The following is a 26,141-nucleotide window of genomic DNA, read 5'->3' as shown; positions in this document are numbered from 1 at the left end:
TCCTTCTTTTATTCTGCCGTGGTCTTGATCCAAGCCGGGCTTTGTTTATTTAAAAAAGCATTTAAGCCATTTTTCGCCTCAGTTCCTTGGCGAACATGTGCAATATGCTGTGCAGTTTGTTGGAGTAAATCTTCGGTCAAAACTTGATGATTAACCATCTGAATCAGTTGTTTAGAAGCATGTTGCGCTTCTGGGCCACCAAGCAATAAGGCTTGCACAATTTCATCAATTTTGCTGTCTAAGTCTTCGGCTGAAGTGACTTCATGCGCTAAACCAATTTGCTGTGCCTGTTCTGCAGAAATACGCTCTGCCGTTAAAAAGTAACGTGATGCCTGACGTGCGCCAATCGCACGAATGACGTAAGGGCTAATGGTAGATGGTGCTAAACCTAAACGTACTTCAGAGGTCGCAAACTTGGCATCGGTGCTGGCAACGCAAATATCACAGGCAGCTGCCAAACCCATACCACCACCAAAGGCAATACCATGCACACGGGCAATAGTCGGTTGTTTTAACGTCGCTAAACTTTGCAGCATTTTTGCCAGTTTTAGGGCATCGGCTTGATTTTCTGCTGTAGAAGCTTGACCTGCCTGTTTCATCCAGTTCAAATCTGCACCTGCAGAAAAGCTTTTGCCGCGTCCTGCCAAAATCACCACTCGAATATCATCACGGCTATTCAGTGCCTGAAAGCAGGCGTGTAATTCTTCAATCACCTCTGTATTGAAAGCGTTATGCAATTCCGCACGATTAATCCAAACCGTAGCCACTTGGTTGTTCTGTTCGAGCTGTAAAAACTGATAATCCATTTTGTCACCTCTTACATGCGGAACACGCCAAATTTGGTCGGTTGGATGGGTGCATTGAGGGCAGCGGCTAAACTTAATGCCAAAACTTCACGCGACTGTGCTGGATCAATCACACCATCATCCCATAAGCGTGCAGACGCATAATATGGATGACCCTGACGCTCGTATTGATCACGAATTGGCTGTTTAAATTGGTCTTCTTCTTCTGCAGACCAACTACCGCCTTTGGCTTCAATCTGGTCGCGTTTTAAGGTAGACAGTACGCTTGATGCCTGTTCGCCACCCATTACCGAAATACGAGAATTTGGCCATGTCCACATAAAGCGTGGCGAGTAGGCACGACCACACATGCCATAGTTACCTGCACCAAAAGAACCGCCAATCACTAAAGTCAGTTTAGGTACATTGGCTGTCGCAACGGCCATGACCAGTTTGGCACCATTTTTAGCGATACCTTCATTTTCGTATTGGCGACCAACCATAAAGCCTGTGATATTTTGAATAAATAGCAGGGGAATGTTGCGTTGGGTACACAGTTCAATAAAGTGTGCGCCTTTTTGTGCTGACTCAGAAAATAAAATGCCATTGTTGGCGATAATTCCGACAGGCATACCATAGAGTTTGGCAAAACCAGTAATCAGCGTAGTACCAAAGCGTGCTTTGAATTCATCAAAACGTGAACCATCAACTATGCGGGCAATCACTTCACGTACATCAAATGGTTTACGTGCATCAGTCGGTACAATGCCATACAGTTCAGAGGCATCAAATAACGGTGCTTCTACATGCTCTGGTTGTGGGTTTGGCTTTTTGTTTAAGTTCGCCACAATGTTACGGGCAATCGCCAAGGCATGTTCATCATTTTCTGCTAAATGGTCTGCCACACCTGAAAGGCGAGTGTGCACATCACCACCACCCAAGTCTTCACTTGAAACGACTTCGCCAGTTGCAGCTTTTACCAGCGGTGGGCCACCTAAGAAAATTGTCCCCTGATTACGCACAATAATGGTTTCATCTGACATTGCAGGTACATAAGCGCCACCTGCAGTACAGCTTCCCATCACTACTGCAATTTGGGCAATACCCATGCTCGACATGCGGGCCTGATTATAGAAAATACGTCCGAAATGATCACGGTCTGGAAAGACTTCATCTTGTAGCGGTAAATAGGCACCGCCTGAATCGACCAAATAAATACAGGTCAGGTGATTCTGTTCTGCAATTTCCTGTGCTCGCAAATGCTTTTTCACGGTCAGCGGATAATAAGTTCCACCTTTTACGGTGGCATCGTTGGCAATGATCATGCAGGTCACGCCATTGACTTGCCCCACGCCAGCAACCACACCCGCAGCAGGTACATCATCCTGATAGACCTGATACGCAGCCAATTGACCAATTTCAATAAATGCAGTGCCAGGATCAATTAAGTGGTCAATTCGTTCACGGGGTAGCAATTTGCCACGGTCTAAATGTTTTTGGCGTGCCGTTTCACCACCACCCAAAGCAATTTTTTGGACTTTTTCTCTCAGGTCATCGACCAATGCTTGCATAGCAGCCTGATTGTTTTTGAACTCGTCGCTGCGAATATTAATTTTGCTCTGTAATTGATTCATGCCAACATCCTTGTCTATTTTTGTGATTTATTCTTTAGGCAGTTTCGTTAAACAGTTCACGGCCAATCAGCATGCGGCGAATTTCTGAAGTACCTGCGCCAATTTCATAGAGTTTGGCATCACGCCATAAACGTCCTGCAGAGAATTCGTTGATATAGCCATTGCCACCCAAAGTTTGAATGGTTTCGCCTGCCATCCAAGTGGCTTTTTCTGCTGCATATAAAATCGCACTGGCTGCATCTTTACGTAAACTGCGGCTGTGTTCAGCTTTGTCACATTCTGCGCCAACGGCATAGACCAGTGCTTTACATGCCAACCAAGTCGAATACATATCGGCAATTTTGCCTTGCATAAGCTGGAATTCACCCAATGCCTGACCAAACTGTTTACGCTCATGAATATAAGGAATCACGGTATCCATGCAGGCATCCATAATGCCTAGCGGCCCTGCACTTAAAACTGCACGTTCATAGTCCAGTCCACTCATTAGTACTTTTGTACCATTGCCCACACCGCCCAAGACGTTTTCTTTTGGTACTTCAACATTGTCAAAGAACAATGGATAGGTATTTGAGCCGCGCATCCCGAGTTTGTCTAAATGGCTGCCGTGGCTAAAACCTGACATGGTTTTTTCAATTAAGAAAGCAGTCATACCTTTGGCGCCTGCCTGTAAGTCAGTTTTGGCATACACCACCAAAACATCGGCATCACCGCCATTGGTAATCCACATTTTTGAGCCGTTGAGCAAGTAATGATCGCCTTTATCTTCAGCTTTCAGTTTCATGCTAACCACGTCTGAGCCTGCATTTGGTTCAGACATTGCCAAAGCGCCGACGTAATCGCCTGAAATCAGTTTTGGTAAATAGCGTTGCTTCTGTTCTTCTGTCCCATTTCGCTTAATTTGGTTCACACATAGGTTAGAATGAGCACCGTAAGACAAACCAATGGATGCTGATGCACGAGAAATTTCTTGCATGGCAATGATGTGAGCTAAATAGCCTAAGTTAGTGCCGCCGTATTCTTCACTCACGGTTAAGCCAAGTAAGCCCATATCGCCAAATTTTTTCCAAAGCTGGGCAGGGAATTCGTTATCACGATCAACCTGTTGAGCAATGGGTGCAATTTCCTTTGCACAAAAAGCAGCGATTGAATCGCGCAGGGCGATTAAGGTTTCATCTAAGCCGAAGTCTAAGCTTTGTAAAATCATGTGTTCATCCATCCTGTGGTTATATTTGTTGTTCCTAAAACAAGCATTGTTGTTGTGCTTAGGTTCTAACATACATCGAAAATTTAAAAAAGTGAACTAAAATTCACAAAATGATTTACAATTCATTTTATCTGGTTGAGAATAAGATATGAGTTATAAAAGATCATCATTGATGCAGGAACGTATGGAACAAAATCGCATGGCGATTTTAGATTCTGCTCGTGAACTTATTGCTCATGGGGGCTTTAAAGAAGCGTCTATCCAAGCCATTGCAGAACGCGCAGGCGTATCTACAGGTTTGGTGTATCGCTACTTTGAAAATAAAAGTCAGATTTTGATTGAAGTTTTATCGGATGCGATTCGTCGTGAGGTCGAAATTTTGGACCACATTGCGAAGTCAGATTTAAGTGCAAAACAAAAATTGCAAAAATCTGTCACCACTTTTGTGAAGCGTGCGATGAACAGCCCTCAATTGGCGTATTCGTTAATGTTCGAGCCTGTAGACCCAGAAATGGAACATGAGCGTTTTCGCAGTAAACAACTGATCAAACAGAGCATCAAGGAAATTTTGGCTGAAGGAAAAGTCAATGGTGAGTTTGATTTTGAAGATTTGAACACTGCTGCTTTAGGTGTGGTTGGCTCCATGACCTTTGTAGTGATTGAACCTTTAAACCCGTCTCGCAATGTGATGTTTGATCAAAATTATAAAGATTACTTTGTCAAACAAATTGCCGACTTTTGTGTAAATGCAGTGCGAAAACAGCAGGGAGGGTAGTAAAAACAACGCACAAAACAGGCAAAAAGTAATCGTCGTCATAATGGAAAACAGAATTACAAAGAATCAAGGAGATCGATTCAATGACACAAGTACGGTTAAGTTATGCCTATGGCACCAGTAATCAGCCTTTGTTAGGCATGACCATTGGTGAAAAGTTTGATCAGGCTTGCCAGCAATATGCAGATCAGGATGCTTTGGTAAGCGTGCATCAAAATGTGCGTCTGACCTATAAGCAACTACAGCAACAGGTCAATGCCTTTGCCTGTAGTTTGTTAAAACTCGGTTTTAAAAAAGGTGACCGCCTTGCCATTTGGTCTCCGAATTGTGTGGAATGGACGATCACTCAATTCGCAGCCTTTAAGGCAGGGGTGATTTTGGTGAATTTAAACCCAGCCTATAAAAGCAATGAACTGGAATTTGTGCTCAACAAAGTTTCCTGTAAAGGTTTGGTAATTGCATCGCAGTTTAAAAGTACCAACTATCAGGACATCTTAACGAAAATTGCCCCAGAGCTGTGTCAGGCAGACAATAAAGTCCTCAACGCCAAGCGTTTACCGCATTTAAAGCATGTGATTAAAATTGATGATCAAGCACATACAGGAATGCATCGTTTTCAGGATTTATTGACAGCTCCAACCACACACATGCTGAAAAAACTGCAACACATTGCCAGTGAGTTGCAGTTCGATGAAACCATTAACATTCAATTTACCTCAGGCACGACGGGCAATCCGAAAGGCACTATGCTGACCCACAACAACATTTTAAATAATGGTTACTTTGTAGGAGAAGCAATTCATTTAAGTCCACAAGACCGTGTTTGTATTTCCGTACCGCTGTTTCACTGCTTTGGTATGGTGATGGGCAATTTAGCGTGTATCACACATGGTTCAACCATGGTCTATCCATCGGCAGTGTTTAACCCGCTCGATACCTTAAAAGCCATTCAGCAAGAAAAATGTACAGCTGCTTACGGCGTACCGACCATGTTTATTGCCATTTTAGAGCATGAACAGTTTGATGAATTTAATTTATCTAGCTTGCGCACAGGCATTATGGCAGGCAGTCCGTGTCCGCAGGAAATTATGCAACGCGTCATCGACCGTATGCACATGGCGCAAATCACCATTTGTTATGGCATGACCGAAACAGCACCTGTGAGCGCACAAAGTTCGACTGAAGATTCTGTGGAGCGTCGTGTCAGTACGGTGGGGCGTGTACATCCACATCTGGAAGTAAAAATTGTCGATGAAGAAGGCAAAGTCGTGCCGCGCGGACAGTTAGGAGAATTGTGTGTGCGTGGTTATTCAGTCATGCTGGGTTACTGGGATGAACATGACAAAACCCAAGAAGTCATTGATGTTGCACATTGGATGCACACAGGCGACATTGCAGAAATGGATGATGAAGGCTTTGTAAAAATCAAAGGTCGCATTAAAGATGTGGTGATTCGTGGCGGTGAAAACCTGTTCCCGAAAGAAATTGAAGATTTCTTATATACTCACGATGCGGTCTGCGATGTGCAAGTAATTGGCGTGCCAGATCATCGTTATGGTGAAGAACTATGTGCCTGTATTATTTTGCATGAACACCATGAATGTACCGAAGAGGCAATTCGCCAATACTGTGCAGAACACATTTCACACAATAAAGTCCCACGTTATGTGCGCTTCTTTAGTGAATTTCCAATGACCGCTTCAGGCAAGGCACAGAAATTTAAATTACGTGAATTTATGCGTGAAGAATTAAATTTAAAGGAAATTGCTTAAGGCATTATTTCAGCTATTTACTGCTGCAAGATCGACCTTTTAATTTTGTCAGCACACACCCTTTATTTCTCACGCAGAGATAAAGGGATACTCTATACAGGAATAATCACACTAAAAATATATCGCATGCTCGGCTTAATAAAAGATGGCACAAGTTTAAGCATGATGCGTGATAATCAAGGATGAAAATAATGACCGTACGCAATGATTGGACTCGAGAAGAAATTCAGCAGTTATATGAACAACCTTTTCTGGATTTAGTCTTTGAAGCACAGCGTGTGCATCGCCAACATTTTGCTGCCAATACCGTACAAGTCAGTACCTTATTGTCTATTAAAACAGGCAAATGCCCTGAGGACTGCAAATATTGCTCGCAATCTGCGCATTATGATTCACAGCTTGAAGCTGAAAAACGTATTGCAGTTGATAAAGTCATTCAGGAAGCCAAAGAAGCTTTAGCATCAGGTTCTTCACGTTTTTGTATGGGCGCTGCTTGGCGTAATCCGCATGAACGCGATATGCCCTATGTTCTGGAAATGGTGCGTGAAGTCAAAGCTCTGGGCTTAGAAACTTGCATGACTTTAGGGATGTTAAACCAATCGCAGGCAGAACGCTTAAAAGATGCAGGCTTAGATTATTACAACCACAACCTAGACACCTCGCGTGAGTATTATCCTAATGTGATTAGTACCCGCTGTTTTGATGATCGCTTAAACACTTTGGATATTGTGCGTCAAACAGGTATGAAAGTATGTAGTGGCGGTATTGTCGGTTTAGGTGAAGATACCCAAGACCGTATTGGTTTATTACATGAATTAGCGACTTTACCGTTACATCCTGAATCTGTGCCGATCAATATGTTAGTTCCGATTGAAGGTACACCATTGGCTGAAGTAGAAAAACTGGATGTGATTGAGTGGATTCGTACCATTGCAGTTGCACGTATTATCATGCCAAACAGCTATATTCGTTTATCTGCAGGGCGTGAATCATTATCTGATTCAGATCAGGCGTTGGCATTTATGGCAGGTGCGAACTCGTTATTCTCAGGTGAAAAGCTTTTGACCACACCAAACGCAGGCGAAGGCAAAGACAAACAATTGTTCCAAAAATTAGGCTTAGTGCCTGAACGTGCCAAGCCAACCGTTTCGGAATTGTCGGTAGATGCAATGGCTGTGGCTTAAGCAGATCTTGAAAAAGACTCAGATATTTAATGTCAGTAAATTAAAGAAGAATCATGTGATATGGCAAAAGATTTTCACAGTGCAACTGTGGTTGCAGGCTATGACAGTCATATTCGGAAACTCATTCCCGGATATGAATTGGTACATCAACACATCAATGCAATTTTAAGTAGTCATTTGCCCGAAACAGCACAAGTTTTAGTGGTGGGGTGTGGCACAGGCTATGAGTTGCAGTATTTACTGCAGCAACATCCACAGTGGCAATTTACGGCCATCGACCCATCTTTAAGCATGTTACAGCAGGCAGAAAAAAACATTCAGTCTGTGGCAGGGCATGAGCGAGTACGTTTTATACAGGCAGATACCCACCAATTTGCCCAACAAGCGCAGGTTGAAAATTTGCAGTTTGATGCGGCATTGGCGATTTTGGTGGCGCATTTTGTGCCAGTCGCAGAAAAAACATTATTTTTTCAAGATATTTACCAAACATTAAAACCTACAGCGATTTTATTAAGCTATGATCTGATGCAGCAGACTGAAAATATAGAACTGCGCTGGATGCAGAATTTGGCTTTGGATTGTGGTTTAACTACGACTCAAGCGGAAAAAATGCTTGCACGACTGGCCGATGATTTTCATTTAATTATGGCAGATGCGCAGGCAGCATTGCTTACTCAAGTGGGTTTTCGTCAGTGTAAAACATATTGTCAACTTATGAATTATTATGGTTTTTTTGCAGAGAAATAGTTGATAAATAACATTATTTAGTCAGTAATCTTTGTAGTAAAAGTATCCGCACAAGAAAAGTTAGATCAGGGAAAGAGAAAAAATGTCAGCATATTACACTTTACTCAAACGTGAACAACATGCCGATGGTGGCTGTACTGCGCACTATCGTTGCAACATTCATGCACAAGGCGCGTGGAATCCGCATGAACAACACATGGCACCTGCAACGGGTATTTTGTGTGCAGAACTTGAGCAATTTATGCCGCGTGATGATATGCGAATTGGTCGGGTCGGTTTAGATATTTTTGGCTTAATTGCCTTTGGTGAATTTAGTATCACCACCCGTATGATTCGACCGGGTAAAACCATTGAGCTGATTGAAGCGGAAATGTGTGCTGAAGGAAAAACCTGTATTGTGGCGCGTGCATGGAAAATGAAAACCTCAGATACACGCGCAATTGCAGGATTGGAAGATTTACCGATAGAAAACCCTGAATATTTGCCCGATTGGGATGGCATGCGTTGTTGGCCGGGCGGCTATATTCAAAGCATTGAAACCCGTGCGCATTTAGATCGTCGTGCAGGTAAGGGCATCGTTTGGTTAAGAAACCAATTGGATATGGTTGAAAATCAAAACACATCTAGTTTTGTGCGTTTATTGGGGATGGTGGATACCGCCAATGGCGTAGTGCCACGTTTAGACCCGAATGCGGGTTGGGGTTTTCCAAATTTAGATTTGCAAATGCATTTACACCGTTTACCGCAAGGCGAATGGCTAGGCTTGGAAGTAACACAACAATATGGTGAAGATGGTATTGGCTTAACGAGTGCAGTTTTGCATGATACTCAAGGGCCATTTGGACGTAGTGAGCAGATTTTAACTTTGCGTCAATTCTAAATCTATTCGATATCAAACAAAAAACATCAGGACGAATTGCTTCGTCCTTTTTTTATTGGCATGCTGTGTGCAGATTATTTCATCTTATTTTATCTGAAAATATTATGCGAATTAGTTTGATTGGTGCAGGGCGCGTTGCACATCATTTGGCTCATGTTTTAAACGCACAGCATCAAATTGTGCAAATTTATAGCCGTAGTCTGGACAAGGCGCAGCATTTGGCTGCGCAGGTTGGCGCAGAAGCGATTGCTGAAGTAGAAAAACTTCATTCAGATCTAGATTTAGTGATTATTGCAGTGAGTGATCAGGGCATTGCACAGGTGATTCAGGAAGTTCATCGTGATTTAAATCATGTGTTGATTGTGCATACCTCAGGCAGTACTAAATTAGATGTATTGCAACAGCATCATGTACGTTCAGGGGTATTTTATCCCTTGCAAACCTTTAGTTTAGAGCGTGAAATTGATTGGTCAGAAACGCCTTTATTTATAGAAGCTGCATTTGCTGAAGATCAGCAGCTTTTAATGACTTTGGCAAATAGCCTAAGCAAAAGGGTTTATGCCTATACTTCAGCACAGCGTTTGAGTTTGCATTTGGCTGCGGTATTTGCCTGTAATTTTAGTAATTATTGTTATGACATGGCCAAGCAAGTGGTCGATGCTCAGAAAGTAGATTTCAGTCTGCTGTATCCTCTTATTTTGGAAACTGCGCATAAAGCGACCCAGAATGATCCGCGTCAAATGCAAACAGGGCCTGCTATGCGGGGTGATCACAATATTTTAAAAATGCATCAGAACTTATTGGTAGCAGGGCAGCAACATGCACTTGCCGAAGTTTATGCGCTAATGAGCCAACAGATTTTAACGCGGCATCAATCTTAGTCATTTGATACGATAACACGAGTTCAAATAAAAAATGCTTCCTTGTGGAAGCATTTTTTCTAGCAGAAATTAGTTAATTTTCTTGAAGATAAAATCATTAATCTTATGACCTGCTTCAATTCCGCGGCGTTCAAACTTGGTTTGTGGACGCCATTCAGGGCGAGGGTAGCTATTGCCTTTACCCGCCAAGTTTTCTAAACGTGGACGGTTGTCCAATACATCCAGCATCCATTCTGCATACGGTTCCCAGTCGGTTGCTGCATGGAACGTACCACCTAACACTAATTTTTGCTCTACCAATTCCATGCGTTCATGAGCAACAAAACGGCGTTTGAAGTGACGTTTTTTCTGCCATGGGTCTGGGAAATATAACTGCACCGTATCAATGCTATTGTCTGGCATTTCACGCAGTACTTGAATTGCATCGGCATCTAAGACACGTAAGTTGCTTAAACCTGCTGTACCTGCTTCATAAACGCACTGTGCAATCCCTGGAATATGGACTTCAATCCCGACAAAGTTACGTTCAGGATTGGCCTGCGCCATAAGTACCAAAGAACGCCCCATCCCAAAACCAATTTCTACTGTAAGCGGGCGTTCAGGGTGTTCAAAATGTTGACGTAAATCGCCAACAGGATATTCCAAAATTAAGTCGCCGTATTGTTCCAAGGCGCTACGTTGTGACGTATTCAATGGTGAAGAACGGCGCATGAACGTTACAATTTCACGATGCTCGTTGAGGTTGTCCAGCTCGACAACGTGCTGGTCTAATTGATCGTTCGACATAATTTTGGCAAATCTAATAAATTCGAATGCGGTATTTTAAGTCCTGAGCCATTGAAGTCAAATTTTTTCGCTGTTTTTCGCAGCGCCGTGCAAGATTGCGATACATCTGCATCTTTTGAGCATAAAAAATGCCGAATCATTAAGATTCAGCATTTAACATCATCAACGGTATTTTAATACAATAATTACGAATGGGTACTGTATTGATCAATTAAGGTATGACTGGCCTCATTCAATCCAATAATATGCACTTTAATTTGTTGGGCTTTAAATTTGTTCACCACGCTATTCAGCATATTTACAGAGGTAATATCCCAAATATGTGCATGCGTTAAGTCGATGGTGACATTGCTAATATCTTCTGAAAAATCAAAAAACTGATAAAACTTTTCTGAACTGCTAAAGAAAATTTGCCCTGAAATCACATATTGGCGGGTATGTTCGCCTAATAAAAATGAGCTGACTTTAACTTCACTTTCCAGTTTATTCACCAAAAATAAAGCAGAAAGCAGTACGCCAACAAAAACACCCAAAGCAAGGTTATGGGTAGCTAACACCACAATGACCACGGTTAACATGACAATATTGCTTTGTTTCGGATGCTTTTTAAAATTACGGATGGAATCCCAGTTAAAAGTCGTGAATGACACCATAATCATAATCGCAACCAAGGCTGCTATAGGAATATATGCCAACCAATCTTTGAGAAAAACCACCAAGCACAGCAAAAATACGCCTGCTGTAAGTGTAGATAGCCGTGTACGCGCCCCAGAACTGACGTTGATAATAGATTGCCCAATCATGGCACAGCCTGCCATACCGCCCATAAAGCCACTCACAATATTGGCATAACCCTGACCACGACATTCCTGATGCCGATCTGCTTCTGTGCCTGTGGCTTCATTGACAATCGTAGTGGTCATCATGGTTTCGAGCAAACCGACTGTGGCTAAGGTCATGGCATAAGGAAAAATAATAAATAAAGTTTCAAAATTCAGTGGAATGTCAGGCACTAGAAAAATAGGCAGCGTGTCGGGAAATTGTCCCAAATCGCTTACGGTACGCATATCTGCACCAAGTAATAAAGCAACCACACTCAGCACAATAATGCAGACCAAAGGCGAGGGAATGCTTTTACCAATTTTAGGAATGTATGGAAACAGATAGACTACCGCTAAACCTAATCCTACAAATAAATAGCCTAAGCCATCCATTTTCGATAATTCAGGCAGTTGCGCCACAAAAATTAAAATCGCCAAGGCATTTACAAAGCCATAAACTACCGATTGCGAAACAAAACGCATCAGTTTGGCAACTTTAAAATAGCCTGCTATAACCTGAATCAGCCCTGTGAGTACTGTTGCAGCCAATAAATATTGCAAACCATGTTCTTTGACGAGGGTAATCATCAGTAATGCCATAGCGCCTGTCGCGGCAGAAATCATGGCAGTACGCCCACCAAAAAAAGCAATCGTGACCGCAATACAGAACGATGCATATAAGCCGACTTGCGGATCGACGCCTGCTATAGCCGAAAAGGCAATTGATTCAGGAATTAATGCCAAACCTACCACTAAACCTGCCAAAACATCGGTGCGGATATTGGAAAACCATTCTTCTTTTTTCAGGCTAATCACAATCTCAATTTCATGAAACTTTAAAGGGCTGTATGTTAAAACATCTAGAGATAAAAAAGCAGGCAAAACAGACTTGAAAAAGCCTGTCTTTTGCAGGATAGTCAAAGCGTAAGGGCTTTTTAAGACATTTTCGCTTTTTTGCAATTTATAGGTTCAATCACTTGCAAGTTTGTGACAAGCGATTTACAACAGAGATAGTTATATAACAAGGATCAAATATGAAGCTTTATTATTCACCTGGCGCATGCTCTTTGGCAGCACATATTATTTTAAATGAAGTGAATGTCGATTTTGATATTGAGCGTGTAGATTTAAAAACCCATAAAACAGAAAAGGGTGCCGATTATTATGAAATTAACCCTAAAGGTTATGTACCTGCTTTAGAAATTAACCCAGGTTTAATTTTGACGGAAAACGTAGCGCTATTGCCATTTTTAGCGCAGCAAGACCCTAAACAGGATTTAATTCCGCCATCTGGTTTAGGTCGTGCTAAAGTTTTGGAATGGTTGGGTTATTTAAACTCTGAATTACATGACGCTTACGCAGTATTTTTTGGCGCGCCTTTAGATGCAGAAGCCAAAGAAAAAGTCTATGCAGAAATTGATCGCTTGTTGACTTATATTGATCAAGCGATTGCATCATCAGACCATGAATATTTGGTGGATGATAACTTTGGTCCAGCCGATGCGTATTTGTTTGTTATCACTAATTGGTCAAACTATATTGAGCATGATTTAACTCCGTATAGCCATGTGGTTGAAATCCGTAATAAAGTTGCTGCGCGTCAGTCGGTACAAATTGCTATGCGTGATGAAGGCTTGATTCCTTAATCGGCTTTTACTTGCCAGAATCAGATAATAAAAAAGACGTTGAGTTAACACTTAACGTCTTTTTATTTGAGTTGTCGGACTTGGAAAAGACCCTAATGATTATTTAAAGAAATAACCCGTTTCAGGTGAGCTGGCATTCGCCATACGCTTACGTGGCATACGTCCTGCCAAATAAGCTTCACGTCCTGCTTCTACTGCTTTACGCATCGCAGATGCCATTAGCACTGGGTTTTGTGCTGCTGCAATTGCAGTATTCATCAGCACACCATCGCAACCTAATTCCATTGCAATCGCAGCATCACTGGCAGTACCCACACCTGCATCTACCAATACAGGTACTTTGGCATTTTCTTTAATAATCGAAATGGTATGCGGGTTAAGAATACCTAAGCCTGAACCAATTAAACTACCTAATGGCATAATTGCCACGCAGCCCATACTTTCCAATTCTTGCGCCACAATCGGGTCATCGGAAGTGTAGACCATGATCTCAAAACCATCGTCAATTAGCGTGCGTGCAGCTTTTAAAGTTTCGGTGATATTTGGGTAAAGGGTTTTTTCATCGCCCAAAACTTCCAGTTTGACAAGGTTGTGACCATCTAGCAATTCACGCGCCAGCATGCAGGTGCGCACGGCACTGTTGGCATCAAAACAGCCTGCGGTATTTGGCAAAATGGTGTATTTTTCTGGTGGAATTACGGAAAGTAAGTTTGGCTGATCTGGATGTTGCCCAATGTTTACACGACGAATGGCAACCGTGACAATTTCTGCGCCACTGGCTTGAATCGCCAAATCTGTTTCGGTTAAATCTTTATATTTGCCCGTACCCACCAATAAACGTGAATTAAAGGTACGTGAACCGATTTTAAAGGTATCTTGCATGGGTGCTCCGAGTTTAGCCGCCACCAACGGCATGAATAATTTCAATGCGGTCTTGATCGCAAATAGGGGTTTCGGCAAGTTTGCTTTTGGCAATAATTTTTTCGTTTTGCTCCACAGCAAAACGTTTGCCTTCTAAATCTAATGCCTGAATCAGTTGTAACAGGGTCGTGTGAGTGGTCTGTTGTGCTTCGCCATTCAGATAAATTTGCATGACCGAGAATCCATCTTCAAAATTACAAAATATAATTGAGCTTTATTTGGCATATTTCATGGCTTGCCATGCTAAGGTCAGCCAGCCCGCAATCATGAGCACACCACCAATTGGGGTAATCATGCCCAAGCCGCGTACAATGTCCAATGCCATGATATAAAGTGAACCGCAGAAAAATAAAATACCCAGTTGGATTAGAATAAAACTGGCTTTAATGGGAAGTTGTGGAATCACTTTAGCTAAGATGCCTAATGCCAAAAGTCCAAGGGCATGATAGAAAAAATAATCTGTTGCAGTTTGCCACCAAAGCAATTGCGCTTCAGTTGCACGGGCCTTTAAGCCATGTGCACCAAATGCACCGAGCATGACTGCTATAGCTAAATTCAGGGCAGAAATTGCAATCCACATACGCAAATTGACCTATTTAATTTTGCGCTTAACCTTAGCACATTTTTAAGCTTGGGAAAATCTGAGAATTGCCTGCCCGTATGTGGGTTGTACAAATCCAAGACAATAAAAAAGGGCAGTTTGCCCAATTTTATTTTTCGATGTGTTTGTATTCATCTTGAGAGTGTCAGTTTAGTTTGATGACATTGCCACTTTAATTTTTTCCATGGCATTTTTTTCGAGCTGACGAATACGTTCTGCTGAAACATTATATTCTGCTGCCAATTCATGCAGGGTCGATTTATCATCATCTAACCAGCGACGCTGCAAAATGTTACGTGAACGATCATCCAACTGCTCCATGGCTTCATGTAGGGCAGAAGTGCTTTGTTCTTCGTAGTCTTCGTTTTCGACTAAACGTGCAGGGTCGTAACGGTTATCTTCCAAATACAATGCAGGTGCAACATAAGTTGAACCTTCATCGTCATCATCGCCCTGTGCTTCAAAAGCTGCGTCATAAGCGGTTAAACGACCTTCCATTTCCAAGACTTGTTCTGCAGTTACATTTAAGTCATTGGCAATAGATTGTGCTTCTTCAAGCGTCAGTTTTTTGCTAGATTTTTTGAGGCTACGCAAATTAAAGAACAATTTACGCTGCGCCTTGGTGGTGGCAATTTTAACAATACGCCAGTTACGAATCACATATTCGTGAATTTCAGCTTTAATCCAGTGCACGGCAAATGACACCAAACGCACGCCCATATTCGGGTCAAAGCGTTTCACGGCTTTCATTAAGCCCAAGTTGCCTTCCTGAATTAAATCGCCCTGCGGTAAACCATAGCCCGCATAACTTCGTGCAATATGCACCACAAAACGTAAATGCGACATGACCAACATTTTGGCCGCGTCTAAATCTTGATCGTAATAATAACGCTCGGCTAACTCTTTTTCTTGTTCAGCCGTTAAAATAGGAATTTGGTTAACAGTACTAATATAAGCCCCGAGGTTTACCCCTGGTGCAGATAATGACAGGGGCATCAACTGATTGCTGCTGTCACTCATGAGATCTCCTTATAGGATTGGGTAGGTAAAATAACCGATGTCTTTATCTTAATGCCAATATTCTACTTAAATAAGTAAAATTGGTGTAGATATGTAAATCTTTATAGCAATAAGCGGCGAATATTAAGTCATTAAAATAAATGAACAATCAAATAGATGCACTTATTGCGATGATTTTGGCTTGGCAACATCAATCACATAATGAAACTCTGTTGCCGAAATCTGGCTTGCTTCACAGCCGTATTGATGTAACTGACAATAACGCGCCACATCTTGCTGGCTGTGCGGATCAGATGACTTCAATAAAAACCGTGCAGAATCTGAATGTTTAAGGGCACGTTTCAACATCAATAAAGGCATAGGACAAGGTTGTCCCATAGCATCAATCACTATGATAGGTTGTTCAGCATCACACAGCATTGAAGTAAAATTTCGCCTTAAAAAACAGAATGATCATATTAGCAAATTCGTTCACAAATCCCAAATAAATTTCATCTGAAGCATCGGGGCTATTCATTGCGCGGCTTACTGCGCATAAGGGCAAGAGAATTGGCTTATTTTGTGAGATATTTGCAATAAAATTTATAGATCAAAATTGTGCTAAGTCACTTAACAGAAATAAAAATTTTCCATTTGTTCAAATCGTTTCAAACTGAACAAGATAAATCAAAAAAAATCTATTAATTGTCATAAACCCGTGTTAAGCTCGATGCGTATTTAGGATTTTAGATAGACAATCGTTGTTTGTCGCCCTATTACAAATGGATGTAACCGGGATTTTGTTAATAGTTATACAGAATGATTACAAGCTTAGAAATAAAAATATTTTTAAACTTTGTTTGCTCTGCTGTTTGCAACACCGGGTGGTCCTTCTTTTTAATCAATGAGGATTAACTTATGACAGCTCGTGAACAAGGCGTAGTTAAATGGTTCAACGACACTAAAGGCTTTGGCTTTATCCAACGCAATGGCGGCGACGATGTATTCGTTCACTTCCGTGCGATCCAAGGTGACGGCCACCGTTCACTTCGTGACGGCCAACGTGTTGAATTCAGCGTAGTAAAAGGCCAAAAAGGCTTCCAAGCTGAAGAAGTACAGCCACTAGACTAATCACTCGATTATTCTAAAAAAACGCTCCAATCCTGATTGGGGCGTTTTTTATTTGTATTTCTGTTTATAATAGGTCAGTTTTTTGTCTGTATAAGTTCGAGCACATATTTATGTCATCTGGTTTTGAAACCTTAAATTTACATCCGCAATTGAAACAGGCTATTGATGCTTTGGGTTTCAAGGAAATGACGCCAATTCAGCAAAAGGTTTTAAAATTTACTTTGGCTGGACATGATGCCATTGGTCGTGCGCAAACAGGTACAGGAAAAACTGCTGCCTTTTTAATTAGTGTCATCAACGATTTATTGAATAACCCAATTCAAGGGCAGCGTTATCGTGGTGAACCACGTGCATTGGTTTTAGCGCCTACGCGTGAATTGGCTTTGCAAATCGAAAGTGATGCAAAAGACTTAACCAAATTTACCGACTTAAATGTGGTGACTTTGTTGGGTGGTGTAGATTTTGATAAGCAAAAGTCACAACTCAATAAAAACTTTGTCGATATTATTGTTGCGACACCAGGGCGCTTGATTGATTTTGTAGAACAAAAAGAAGTTTGGCTAGATCAGATTGAGTTTTTAGTGATTGATGAAGCAGACCGCTTGCTGGATATGGGCTTTATTCCATCGGTAAAACGTATTGTGCGTTATTCACCGCGTAAGGAACAGCGTCAGACGTTAATGTTCTCGGCAACTTTTAGTTATGATGTGTTGAACTTGGCTCAACAGTGGTTATTTGAACCTGTTACAGTCGAAATTGAACCTGAAAAGAAAACCAATGCCGATGTTGAGCAACGGGTATATATGGTTGCCAAAACCGATAAATACAAATTGCTTGAAGAAATTTTACGTGATGAGCCGATTGAAAAAGTCATGATTTTTGCCAATCGGCGTGATCAGGTGCGTAAGCTTTATGATCATTTAAAGCGTGATGGCTATAAAGTGGTGATGTTGTCAGGTGAAATTGCCCAAGACAAACGCTTAAAAATGCTGGATCAGTTTAAAAATGGCAAACATAACATCATGATTGCAACAGACGTTGCAGGGCGTGGTATTCATGTCGATGGTGTTTCGCATGTGGTGAATTTCACTTTGCCTGAACAGTCAGATGATTATGTGCACCGTATTGGTCGTACAGGTCGTGCAGGTACACGTGGTGTGAGTATTAGCTTCTTGTCGGAAGATGATGCGTTCTATTTACCAGAAATTGAAAAAGCCATTGGTCAAAAATTGCCATTAACACGTTTAGATGGTTATTGCTAATTACTCATTTAAGCTATTTTTTAGTTTAAATCCTGCTGTTCTTAGTTTAAAAGTCGCTCTCAGTGGAGCGACTTTTTTGTATTTGCTTCTTATGTCGTGCTGTAATAATTTACTTTGCCTGACATCTAAAGGTCAGCACAGTTTGATAATCATCATCACGGGCAATATCAGTATTACGTCCCGCAATTGTACCTAAAACAGTTGCTGCCGCCTGAATCATTTGTCCCGTTTGCTCATCGACTACACCTTTGAGTGCGCCGTTATAAGATGTTTTTTCATCAACCAAGACTGGAGCGGCACGAGTACCACAGGTTTTATTGGCAGCTGTAATTGCATTATTTTTGGCAATAATATTACTTTTACCTAAACCTGTGACTTCATATAGGTTGTTTTCTTTTTGAATGGCAAGAGAATTATTTGGCGTGGTGGCACATGCGGTTAAAAGTGCAAAAACGGCAAGGCTAGAAAAGGCGACTATTTTTTTCATATCTACCTCGGGGCTAAAACGCTGTAGCGCGTATTGTTTGTTGATGATATTTCAATTCAAATGTGTAGAGATTGAAAATAACAATTTGATCTAGTTGAACATAATCTGGATGGTTTTAGATGTAGACACTGTATAGGCTGTGTTGATAATTCGTCATTCATTTATACACATCAAACCCAATCCATAATGTATTTTCATGCTCTTAAACTATAGATGAATGCGTCAAAGCATCATTGTTTAGATGTGCTGAGCAGGTTCATCTTAAAAGTGCAGACATATAGACCCTAATCAGAATCTTGCAAATAAGCATACGGAAATAGCGCAATTTTTTGAGTTTATGCTAATCTTAACCGAGCTTTTTGAAATAGTTATATAAGTCAATGACGGATACAGCGGTAGAAATCGTTCATCAAAATATTCATCAACGTCAGTCTACGGGGCAGTTAGTTGAACCTGCACCAAATACTGAGCAGCTAGAAATGGCTTTTCAGGCAGCTTTAACCGCGCCAGATCATCATCGTTTAAAACCTACGCGCTTTGTGGTGATTACTGCCGAGCAACGTGCAGCATTTGGTGAGTTACTTTCTCAAGCCTTGGCAGACATGGGCGAAACCGATGCGGTTCAGTTGGAGCGAGTGAAACAGCATCCATTTCGTGCGCCACTTTTAGTGTTGGCGTTAACACAATTTCAGGATCATCCAAAAGTGCCATGTTTTGAGCAGACTTTAAGTACAGGTGCTGCGGTACAGAACTTTTTATTGTCTTTGCAGGCGCAGGGTTTTGCTAGTATGTGGCGCAGTGGTGCAGTCGTTGAGTCAAACTTGCTGAAACAAGCTTTAAACTTAAATGCAGATGATTTAATTTCAGGCATTATTTATGTGGGAACAGCGGCTAAAGCCATTCCTGCACGCGCTGAGTTGAATACGCAAGCTTATGTTCGTTATTGGAACGCATAAGTCTTTATTTTTAGGATATAACAATAATGTCAGAGTTAAATTTTGCCGATTTGGTTGAACCTGTTGCAATAGATCGAAAAACTGCGTTACGCATTACAGTGCTAGGTGGTGGCAGTTTTGGTACAGCAATGGCCAATACAGCAGTGCGTAATGGCTGCGACACGATGATTTGGATTCGTGATGAAGCGACTGCCAAAGAAATTAATGAAACGCATATTAATCGACGTTATTTGCCAGATTTTCAGTTGGAGCAGGGTTTAAGAGCCGTTTCAGATTTGGAAACTGCAGTTCGTGACCGTGACATTATTTTAGTGGCTATTCCAAGTCATTCTTTCCGTGATGTGTTGCGCCAAATTAAACCTTTTATTAGCGCACAAGCAGTGGTGTCTTTAACCAAGGGTATTGAAGCCAAAACCTTTAGTTTTATGAGCGATATTATCCGTGAAGAATTGCCAGAAGTGCCGTATGGTGTATTGTCTGGCCCGAACCTTGCCAAAGAAATTGTGGCGGGGCAGCCTGCAGGTACGGTTATTGCCAGTCATTCTGAATTGGTGCGTTATGCGGTGCAGCAAGCTTTACACAGTGCGTTATTCCGTGTTTTTGCCAGCGATGATGTGAATGGTGTGGAATTAGGCGGTGCGCTGAAAAATATTTATGCTGTGGCGATGGGCATGGCAGCCGCTTATAACGTGGGTGAAAATACCAAGAGTATGATTTTAACCCGCGCTTTGGCAGAAATGAGTCGTTTTGCGGTTAAGCTTGGTGCAAATCCATTGACCTTCTTAGGGTTGTCTGGTGTCGGTGACTTGTTTGCAACATGTAGCAGTCCATTGAGTCGTAACTATCAAGTGGGTTATGCACTGGGTAAAGGTAAAACTTTGGAACAAGCCACAGAAGAATTGGGGCAAACAGCCGAAGGGATTAATACCATTGTACAAGTGCGGGCGCGCTCGAATGAATTAGATGTGTATATGCCAATTACTTGTGCGCTTTATGAAGTGATTTTTGAAGGTGCGCCACCCATGAACATTGCGCTGTCTTTAATGAAGAATGGACATCGTAGTGATGTGGAATTTGTCTTGCCGCATCATCAAGTTTAGTTTTACATCCATAAAAACAGCGCCACAGTAGGTAAAAACTTGCATGGAATATGACAGTTTGGTGAACTGAATTGTCATATTCTCAGGTTATACTGAGCGCATAATTTGAGTTAAATTGACACAACTTAATGTGTATCATCCTATAAGGAAATTCTATGCAACTGACTCTTGTTCGTCATGGTGAAGCCGCTCCTGCGATTATGGGCAATGATCATCAGCGTCCTTTGACTGAGCGTGGTCATATACAAGCACAAGAAACGGCAGACTATTTAAAAAATATCATTCAGCCCGATGTGTTTGTGGTTAGTCCTTTATTGCGTGCACAAGAAACCTTGGCACATTTGCAGCAATATTTTAAAGATGTGCCTGTGGTGGTCTGCAATACCATTAAACCTGAAGATGATGCAAAAGTTGCGGTGGAATGGTTGTCACAATTGCCGTATGAGTCAATTGCGGTGGTGTGTCACATGAATGTGGTGGCACACATGGCAGAAATTTTGACTTCAGAATCTTTCCATCCCTATCATTTGGCAGAAGCACGTATTTATGAGCAGGCAGTAATTGCTGCGGGACTTTCAACCCAAATCAAAAGTTTTATTCCAAACGCATAAAATAAATGTATAAAGTTAAATACAATTCAACGGTAGAACGATAATAATGCTGTATTTATGGATGCCAGAAGCCAATGGGGTTTGGCAATGGTCAAATGGGGAACACTGGACACAGGCAGATAATCTTGATGCCTTGATTCAGGCATTGCAATTTTTTCAAGGAAAAGATGCTGTGGTGTTTTTCCCAAGCCGTGATGTGCAAATCATGCAACAAACTTTGCCTAAAGCTCAATATAAACAATTGGGTACCGATGGCGTGAAGTATTTATTAGAAGAATATACCGTATTGCCAATTGATGCGATGCAGGTGGTTCATCATTTTCAGCCACCTGAGCAAATAACCGTGCTGGGAGTTGCCAAGCATAGTATTGAAACCTATTTGCATGTATTAAGTTTGTTGCCAGTTAAAATCAGTGCATTGTTACCTGATTTTTTAATTTTGCCGCAACCTGAACCAGGGCAAACGGTGATTGGAAATATTTGCGGACGCTTGTTGGTACGTGAAAGTGAATTTTTAGGTTATTCAGTTGATGATCTGGCGCTTTATCTAGATTATCAAACTGCAGAACGAAACTATAAAATCACCAACTTTAGTGCAGAACAAATGCAAAGTATTGAAGCATTTGCAACACAAGAACAATTAGAAAGCTTTCATTATGTAGTACCTGCATTAGTGAAAGCCAAACAGCATCCATTCAATATGCTGCCAAAATCCAAGCAAGACACGGGTGTTTCAGGTTATTGGAAAGCCTGTGCAGCAGTATTTCTTGGGATTTTAATTGTACAGTTTAGCTATGATGCACTGCGTTGGAGCAAACTTAAAAAAGTAGCAGATCAAACAGCGGTTCAAGCCATAAAACAATATCAATATTGGTTTGGTGCAAATAGTCGTATTACCGAACAAAATATTCAAAGCCAGTTTGAAAGTCAGGTACGCATGAGTAAAAATGCAGATACTCAAGCGCTGCAATTGCTCAGTCGTGTTGGCCCTGTGTTGATGCAAAATCAAATTGTGGCCAATCGTGTGAGTTTTGATGCCAATATGTTGAACATGGAATTGAATGCCAACTCGGCAGCGACCTTACAAGCGCTCACTCAGCAATTGAATCAGCAGGGTTTTAAGGTCGAGCTGGGTAATATTCAGCCGAGCGCGTCAGGTGCAGTAGGATTGGTGAAAATACAATAATGAAAGCCATTGAAAAAATGTCAACTTGGTTCGATCAACGTATTGAACTGATACAAGATTATCTAGATCGTTTAAATACACGTGAACGTGTTTTGGTGGTATTTACCACAATCTTTGTGATCGTTGCTGCTGTGGGTTCTGCGTTGTGGTATATGCATGCCGCAGCCGAAAAACAGCAAAAACGGGTAAATGACCTTAAAGATTTGGTGGTGGTGATGCAAAGTCATGCAGTCACCATGAAACCTGCCAATGATGCACAACTCAGTGCAGCCGATAAAATTCAGCGTGTGGCTCAGCAACAGGGTTTATCGGTTGCTTCGCAGCAAAGTGGTGACAAGATGCTACTGGTGGCGAGTCATGCCAATTATGCTGTGTTGGCAAATTTTTTAACCCAATTGGCGCAAATGGGTTTAAGTATCGAAAAAATGGAATTAATTTCTGAAGCAGGGCAGATTAAATTAACAGCGACAGTCCAGTAAAGGTTAAAAATAAAGTCCGAAACTCGGAAAATAAACCCATGTCAAGCATAGCGTTTTGACTGGGCTAAGCCTATAATATGGCGACTTAGAAAGCAGTAGACTTTTGCAGATATGTTGTATTCTCTAGCCCGCCCGTTGTTATTTTCTTTAGCACCAGAGCGTGCACATGAGCTGACACTATCACTATTGAAATCGAGCCATAAAATGGGCTTGATGCGTCAAAAGACTGTAGCGAAACCTGTGACTTGTATGGGAATTGAATTCCCTAATCCAGTAGGTTTGGCAGCAGGTCTAGACAAAAATGGTGCATATATTGATGCCTTGGCTGGTTTAGGCTTTGGGTTTATTGAAATTGGCACCATTACGCCACGTCCTCAAGCGGGCAATCCGCATCCACGTTTATTCCGTATTCCACAGGCCAAAGCCATTATTAACCGTATGGGTTTTAATAATGATGGGGTCGATCAGCTGATTGAAAACGTCAAAGCGGCAAAATTTAAAGGTATTTTAGGGATTAATATTGGTAAAAATGCCGATACGCCTGTTGAAAATGCGGTAGATGATTATCTGATTTGTCTAGAAAAAGTCTATAACTATGCCTCTTATATTACTGTAAATATTTCATCACCCAATACCAAAAATTTGCGCAGTTTGCAAAGTGGTGATGCGCTGACTGAATTATTGCAAACCCTCAAACAGCGTCAGTTGGAGTTGGCAGAAGAACATCAACATTATGTGCCGTTGGTCTTAAAAGTTGCTCCAGATTTAGACCCTGAAGATATTCAGTTTATTGCCAAGCAATTATTGCAATTCAAAATTGATGGCCTGATTGTGACCAATACCACTTTGTCGCGTGAAGGCGTAGAAAACTTGCCGCATGGCGATGAAGCAGGTGGTTTATCGGGCGCGCCTGTGTTTGAAAAAAGTACTGCATGTTTGGCAGCATTTTCAGCAGCACTGAAAGGTGAAATTCCTTTAATTGGTGTCGGTGGCATTTTGTCGGGCGAACAAGCGGTTGCCAAAAAAAATGCAGGTGCAAGCTTGGTTCAGGTGTATAGTGGTTTAATCTATGCAGGTCCTGAGTTGGTTCAAGATTGTGTGAACGCCTTATAACTTATGAATACCATTGATATCGTTATTCTGATTCTCTTGCTTATTGGAGGGTTGAACGGTTTGCGACAAGGATTTATTAAAGCCTTTGCGAACTTGGTAGGATGGATTTTTGCCCTAATTGTTGCGGCAAAATATGCAGTTGTCCTAGCACCTTCGATGACAGCACTCAGTAGCGATCCTGTGGTACAAAAAATTGCAGCCTTTGCATTTATTGTCTTGGTGATTGTGGTACTGACCTGGATTGTAACCGCTGTTTTAAATGGTGTTTTAAAGAGCTTGAAACTTGGCCCATTAAATCGTTTGGCAGGCGGTGCATTTGGTACCTTGAAAGGCTTACTCATTGTTCTTATTACCATTCAAGGCATTGGTCCTTGGGTCGAAAGCTCGCCTTATTGGAAACAGTCTAAATTTGTGCAAACTTTATTGCCGTATGCACCGTGGGCAACAGAACTGTCCAAAGACGCTGCCAATGAGGCTTTACAGCACATCAAGTCGAAAGATGCCGCGCCATCTTCCGACATCGCATCTGACGCAAAAGAAAATCGCTCTGGCGCAGATGGCTCAACGAATAATCCTTTTTATTAATCCCTAGCTGGTCTGCGAGGTTGCTATGTGTGGAGTTGTTGGTATAGCTGGTAAATCACCTGTTAACCAAATGTTGTTTGATGCATTAACGATGTTACAACATCGTGGACAGGATGCAGCTGGGATCGTAACTTGCCACAATGGGCGTTTGTTCTTGCGTAAAGATAACGGTATGGTGCGTGATGTATTCCATACGCGTCACATGCGTGCGTTGCAAGGTAATTATGGTATTGGGCATGTGCGTTATCCAACTGCAGGTTCATCAAGCAGTGCTGAAGCGCAGCCATTTTATGTGAACTCGCCGTACGGGATTACTTTGGCACACAATGGCAATTTGACCAATGCCGAAGAAATTCACGAAGATCTGTTTAAAACAGATTTACGTCACATGAACACCGATTCTGACTCGGAAGTGTTATTGAACGTATTTGCACATGAGTTGCAAAAACGTGGCAAATTAAATCCAACGCCTGAAGATATTTTTCATGTGATCAGCCGTGTGCATGAGCGCTGCAAGGGTGCTTATGGCGTTGTCGCAATGATTACAGGTCAAGGCTTGGTTGGCTTCCGTGATCCAAATGGTATCCGTCCATTGATTTACGGTTCACGTGAAACTGAACAGGGCATGGAATATATTATTGCATCAGAATCTGTGGCAATTACTGCACTTGGCTTTAAAGTTGAACGTGATATTGCGCCGGGTGAAGCGATCTTTATTAATGACGCAGGTGAATTATTTACCCAGCAATGTGCCGCTAAACCTGAATATCGCCCATGTATTTTTGAGTATGTATATTTTGCTCGTCCAGATGCGACCATTGATGGTATTTCAGTGTATAAAGCGCGTTTGAAAATGGGTGAAAAACTGGCGCATAAAATTACCCAAGAGTGGGGCGAGCAACACGATATTGATGTCGTTATTCCAATTCCAGATACATCACGTACATCAGCTTTAGAATTGGCAAATACTTTAGGGGTTAAATTCCGTGAAGGTTTTATGAAAAACCGCTATATCGGACGTACCTTTATTATGCCAGGTCAGCAATTGCGTAAAAAATCAGTGCGCCAAAAACTGAACCCTGTAGAGCTTGAGTTTAAAGGCAAAAATGTACTGTTGGTGGATGACTCGATTGTCCGTGGTACGACCTGTAACGAAATTATTCAAATGGCACGTGATGCTGGGGCGAAAAAAGTATTCTTTGCTTCTGCAGCGCCAATGGTGAAATATCCAAACGTGTATGGTATTGATATGCCAGCCAAAGATGAATTAATCGCGTCTAACCGTAATGTCGAAGAAATTCGTGAAATTATTGGTGCAGACCGTTTAATTTTCCAAGATTTAGAAGATTTAAAACAAGCCGTTCGTACCCATAAAGTACCGCATTTAACTGAATTCGATTGTTCAGTATTTGATGGCGTGTATGTAGCTGGCGGAATTGACGAAGCTTATCTGAATGATCTTGAGCAAAAGCGCAACGACTTGGCTAAAAAAGGCAAAGATGGTTATATTGATGTCAATATTGATGCCGCGTCAGTAGACTTAACTGGTGTAAAAGAGAGTTAATTTTTTTTCTGATCAGCTCAGTGAGAAA

The 26,141-nt window shown here is 41.7% G+C and carries 28 protein-coding genes; 17 read left to right on the top strand and 11 right to left on the bottom strand.

Annotation, left to right across the window (positions count from 1 at the left end):
* Nucleotides 1–8: 8 nt before the first annotated feature.
* The 3 genes from F947_RS01915 to F947_RS01905 are packed head-to-tail and all read right to left on the bottom strand — an operon-like array spanning nucleotide 9 to nucleotide 3,626.
* Nucleotides 9–806: an enoyl-CoA hydratase/isomerase family protein gene (locus F947_RS01915; protein WP_004971533.1), complete on the bottom strand. Its 798-nt coding sequence runs from the start codon at nucleotides 804–806 to the stop codon at nucleotides 9–11.
* 11 nt (nucleotides 807–817) lie between these two features.
* Nucleotides 818–2,419, bottom strand: a complete 1,602-nt coding sequence (locus F947_RS01910) for a carboxyl transferase domain-containing protein (RefSeq protein WP_004971531.1) — start codon at nucleotides 2,417–2,419, stop codon at nucleotides 818–820.
* Nucleotides 2,420–2,453: 34 nt separating this feature from the next.
* On the bottom strand, nucleotides 2,454–3,626 hold the full coding sequence (locus tag F947_RS01905) for an isovaleryl-CoA dehydrogenase (RefSeq protein ID WP_004971528.1): 1,173 nt from the start codon (nucleotides 3,624–3,626) through the stop codon (nucleotides 2,454–2,456).
* Between the two features lie 148 nt (nucleotides 3,627–3,774).
* Here F947_RS01905 and F947_RS01900 point away from each other — a divergent pair, with 148 nt between their 5' ends.
* The 6 genes from F947_RS01900 to F947_RS01875 all read left to right on the top strand — a co-directional run bounded on the left by F947_RS01900 (nucleotide 3,775) and on the right by F947_RS01875 (nucleotide 9,865).
* The gene (locus F947_RS01900) at nucleotides 3,775–4,401 is read left to right on the top strand and encodes a TetR/AcrR family transcriptional regulator (RefSeq protein ID WP_004971526.1); all 627 of its coding nucleotides are present in this window, start codon (nucleotides 3,775–3,777) and stop codon (nucleotides 4,399–4,401) included.
* Nucleotides 4,402–4,484: 83 nt separating this feature from the next.
* Complete coding sequence (locus F947_RS01895) at nucleotides 4,485–6,173, top strand: AMP-binding protein (protein ID WP_004971523.1); 1,689 nt, start codon at nucleotides 4,485–4,487, stop codon at nucleotides 6,171–6,173.
* Nucleotides 6,174–6,364: 191 nt separating this feature from the next.
* Entirely contained in the window at nucleotides 6,365–7,357 is a 993-nt protein-coding gene (gene bioB, locus F947_RS01890; protein WP_004971522.1) for a biotin synthase BioB, read from the top strand.
* A 60-nt stretch (nucleotides 7,358–7,417) separates the two neighbouring features.
* Complete coding sequence (locus F947_RS01885; RefSeq protein ID WP_004971520.1) at nucleotides 7,418–8,104, top strand: class I SAM-dependent methyltransferase; 687 nt, start codon at nucleotides 7,418–7,420, stop codon at nucleotides 8,102–8,104.
* 82 nt (nucleotides 8,105–8,186) lie between these two features.
* Entirely contained in the window at nucleotides 8,187–8,984 is a 798-nt protein-coding gene (locus tag F947_RS01880; protein WP_004971519.1) for a thioesterase family protein, read from the top strand.
* A gap of 104 nt (nucleotides 8,985–9,088) precedes the next feature.
* On the top strand, nucleotides 9,089–9,865 hold the full coding sequence (locus F947_RS01875; RefSeq protein ID WP_004971516.1) for a Rossmann-like and DUF2520 domain-containing protein: 777 nt from the start codon (nucleotides 9,089–9,091) through the stop codon (nucleotides 9,863–9,865).
* 69 nt (nucleotides 9,866–9,934) lie between these two features.
* Here F947_RS01875 and trmB read toward each other — a convergent pair whose 3' ends face one another.
* Together trmB and F947_RS01865 are read right to left on the bottom strand one after the other, a co-directional pair.
* The gene (gene trmB, locus F947_RS01870; protein ID WP_004971514.1) at nucleotides 9,935–10,651 is read right to left on the bottom strand and encodes a tRNA (guanosine(46)-N7)-methyltransferase TrmB; all 717 of its coding nucleotides are present in this window, start codon (nucleotides 10,649–10,651) and stop codon (nucleotides 9,935–9,937) included.
* A gap of 185 nt (nucleotides 10,652–10,836) precedes the next feature.
* The gene (locus tag F947_RS01865) at nucleotides 10,837–12,288 is read right to left on the bottom strand and encodes a SulP family inorganic anion transporter (RefSeq protein WP_026438317.1); all 1,452 of its coding nucleotides are present in this window, start codon (nucleotides 12,286–12,288) and stop codon (nucleotides 10,837–10,839) included.
* 218 nt (nucleotides 12,289–12,506) lie between these two features.
* Between F947_RS01865 and F947_RS01860 the strand changes: the two genes are divergently transcribed.
* The gene (locus tag F947_RS01860) at nucleotides 12,507–13,118 is read left to right on the top strand and encodes a glutathione binding-like protein (protein ID WP_004971506.1); all 612 of its coding nucleotides are present in this window, start codon (nucleotides 12,507–12,509) and stop codon (nucleotides 13,116–13,118) included.
* A 99-nt stretch (nucleotides 13,119–13,217) separates the two neighbouring features.
* On the opposite strand, the gene F947_RS01855 is transcribed toward F947_RS01860, so the two are convergent.
* From F947_RS01855 to F947_RS01835, 5 genes are all read right to left on the bottom strand, one after another.
* Nucleotides 13,218–14,000, bottom strand: coding sequence for a thiazole synthase (locus tag F947_RS01855; RefSeq protein WP_004971502.1), 783 nt, complete (start codon nucleotides 13,998–14,000; stop codon nucleotides 13,218–13,220).
* Between the two features lie 13 nt (nucleotides 14,001–14,013).
* On the bottom strand, nucleotides 14,014–14,211 hold the full coding sequence (thiS, locus tag F947_RS01850; RefSeq protein ID WP_004971499.1) for a sulfur carrier protein ThiS: 198 nt from the start codon (nucleotides 14,209–14,211) through the stop codon (nucleotides 14,014–14,016).
* 42 nt (nucleotides 14,212–14,253) lie between these two features.
* A complete protein-coding gene (locus F947_RS01845; protein WP_004971498.1) occupies nucleotides 14,254–14,619 on the bottom strand; it encodes a DUF423 domain-containing protein in 366 nt (121 codons plus the stop codon).
* Nucleotides 14,620–14,790: 171 nt separating this feature from the next.
* Nucleotides 14,791–15,660 carry an RNA polymerase sigma factor RpoH gene (gene rpoH, locus F947_RS01840; RefSeq protein WP_004971496.1) on the bottom strand — a complete coding sequence of 290 codons (870 nt, stop codon included), beginning with the start codon at nucleotides 15,658–15,660 and terminating at the stop codon, nucleotides 14,791–14,793.
* 162 nt (nucleotides 15,661–15,822) lie between these two features.
* A complete protein-coding gene (locus tag F947_RS01835) occupies nucleotides 15,823–16,080 on the bottom strand; it encodes a sulfurtransferase TusA family protein (protein ID WP_004971495.1) in 258 nt (85 codons plus the stop codon).
* 477 nt (nucleotides 16,081–16,557) lie between these two features.
* Between F947_RS01835 and F947_RS01830 the strand changes: the two genes are divergently transcribed.
* Nucleotides 16,558–16,770: a cold-shock protein gene (locus F947_RS01830; RefSeq protein ID WP_004648643.1), complete on the top strand. Its 213-nt coding sequence runs from the start codon at nucleotides 16,558–16,560 to the stop codon at nucleotides 16,768–16,770.
* A gap of 110 nt (nucleotides 16,771–16,880) precedes the next feature.
* A complete protein-coding gene (gene rhlB, locus F947_RS01825) occupies nucleotides 16,881–18,032 on the top strand; it encodes an ATP-dependent RNA helicase RhlB (RefSeq protein WP_004971493.1) in 1,152 nt (383 codons plus the stop codon).
* A 109-nt stretch (nucleotides 18,033–18,141) separates the two neighbouring features.
* Here rhlB and F947_RS01820 read toward each other — a convergent pair whose 3' ends face one another.
* The gene (locus tag F947_RS01820; protein ID WP_004971490.1) at nucleotides 18,142–18,519 is read right to left on the bottom strand and encodes a hypothetical protein; all 378 of its coding nucleotides are present in this window, start codon (nucleotides 18,517–18,519) and stop codon (nucleotides 18,142–18,144) included.
* A gap of 380 nt (nucleotides 18,520–18,899) precedes the next feature.
* On the opposite strand from F947_RS01820, the gene F947_RS01815 reads away from it, so the two are divergent.
* The 8 genes from F947_RS01815 (at nucleotide 18,900) to purF (ending at nucleotide 26,113) form a co-directional block, all read left to right on the top strand.
* Nucleotides 18,900–19,475, top strand: a complete 576-nt coding sequence (locus F947_RS01815) for a nitroreductase family protein (protein WP_004971488.1) — start codon at nucleotides 18,900–18,902, stop codon at nucleotides 19,473–19,475.
* A 26-nt stretch (nucleotides 19,476–19,501) separates the two neighbouring features.
* Complete coding sequence (locus tag F947_RS01810) at nucleotides 19,502–20,575, top strand: NAD(P)H-dependent glycerol-3-phosphate dehydrogenase (RefSeq protein ID WP_004971486.1); 1,074 nt, start codon at nucleotides 19,502–19,504, stop codon at nucleotides 20,573–20,575.
* Between the two features lie 155 nt (nucleotides 20,576–20,730).
* A complete protein-coding gene (locus F947_RS01805) occupies nucleotides 20,731–21,186 on the top strand; it encodes a SixA phosphatase family protein (RefSeq protein WP_004971483.1) in 456 nt (151 codons plus the stop codon).
* A 46-nt stretch (nucleotides 21,187–21,232) separates the two neighbouring features.
* Entirely contained in the window at nucleotides 21,233–22,372 is a 1,140-nt protein-coding gene (gspL, locus tag F947_RS01800) for a type II secretion system protein GspL (RefSeq protein ID WP_004971480.1), read from the top strand.
* Nucleotides 22,372–22,851, top strand: a complete 480-nt coding sequence (gene gspM / locus F947_RS01795) for a type II secretion system protein GspM (protein ID WP_004971478.1) — start codon at nucleotides 22,372–22,374, stop codon at nucleotides 22,849–22,851. Before gspL ends, gspM begins: the two co-directional genes overlap by 1 nt.
* A gap of 111 nt (nucleotides 22,852–22,962) precedes the next feature.
* The gene (locus tag F947_RS01790; protein WP_004971477.1) at nucleotides 22,963–23,964 is read left to right on the top strand and encodes a quinone-dependent dihydroorotate dehydrogenase; all 1,002 of its coding nucleotides are present in this window, start codon (nucleotides 22,963–22,965) and stop codon (nucleotides 23,962–23,964) included.
* A gap of 3 nt (nucleotides 23,965–23,967) precedes the next feature.
* Nucleotides 23,968–24,549: a CvpA family protein gene (locus F947_RS01785; protein WP_004971476.1), complete on the top strand. Its 582-nt coding sequence runs from the start codon at nucleotides 23,968–23,970 to the stop codon at nucleotides 24,547–24,549.
* Nucleotides 24,550–24,574: 25 nt separating this feature from the next.
* On the top strand, nucleotides 24,575–26,113 hold the full coding sequence (gene purF / locus F947_RS01780) for an amidophosphoribosyltransferase (protein ID WP_004971473.1): 1,539 nt from the start codon (nucleotides 24,575–24,577) through the stop codon (nucleotides 26,111–26,113).
* Nucleotides 26,114–26,141: the final 28 nt, after the last annotated feature.

It is taken from the genome of Acinetobacter towneri DSM 14962 = CIP 107472, from assembly GCF_000368785.1.
Taxonomy (GTDB): Bacteria; Pseudomonadota; Gammaproteobacteria; order Pseudomonadales; family Moraxellaceae; genus Acinetobacter; species Acinetobacter towneri.
This window is presented reverse-complemented; position numbering and strand designations above follow the sequence as displayed.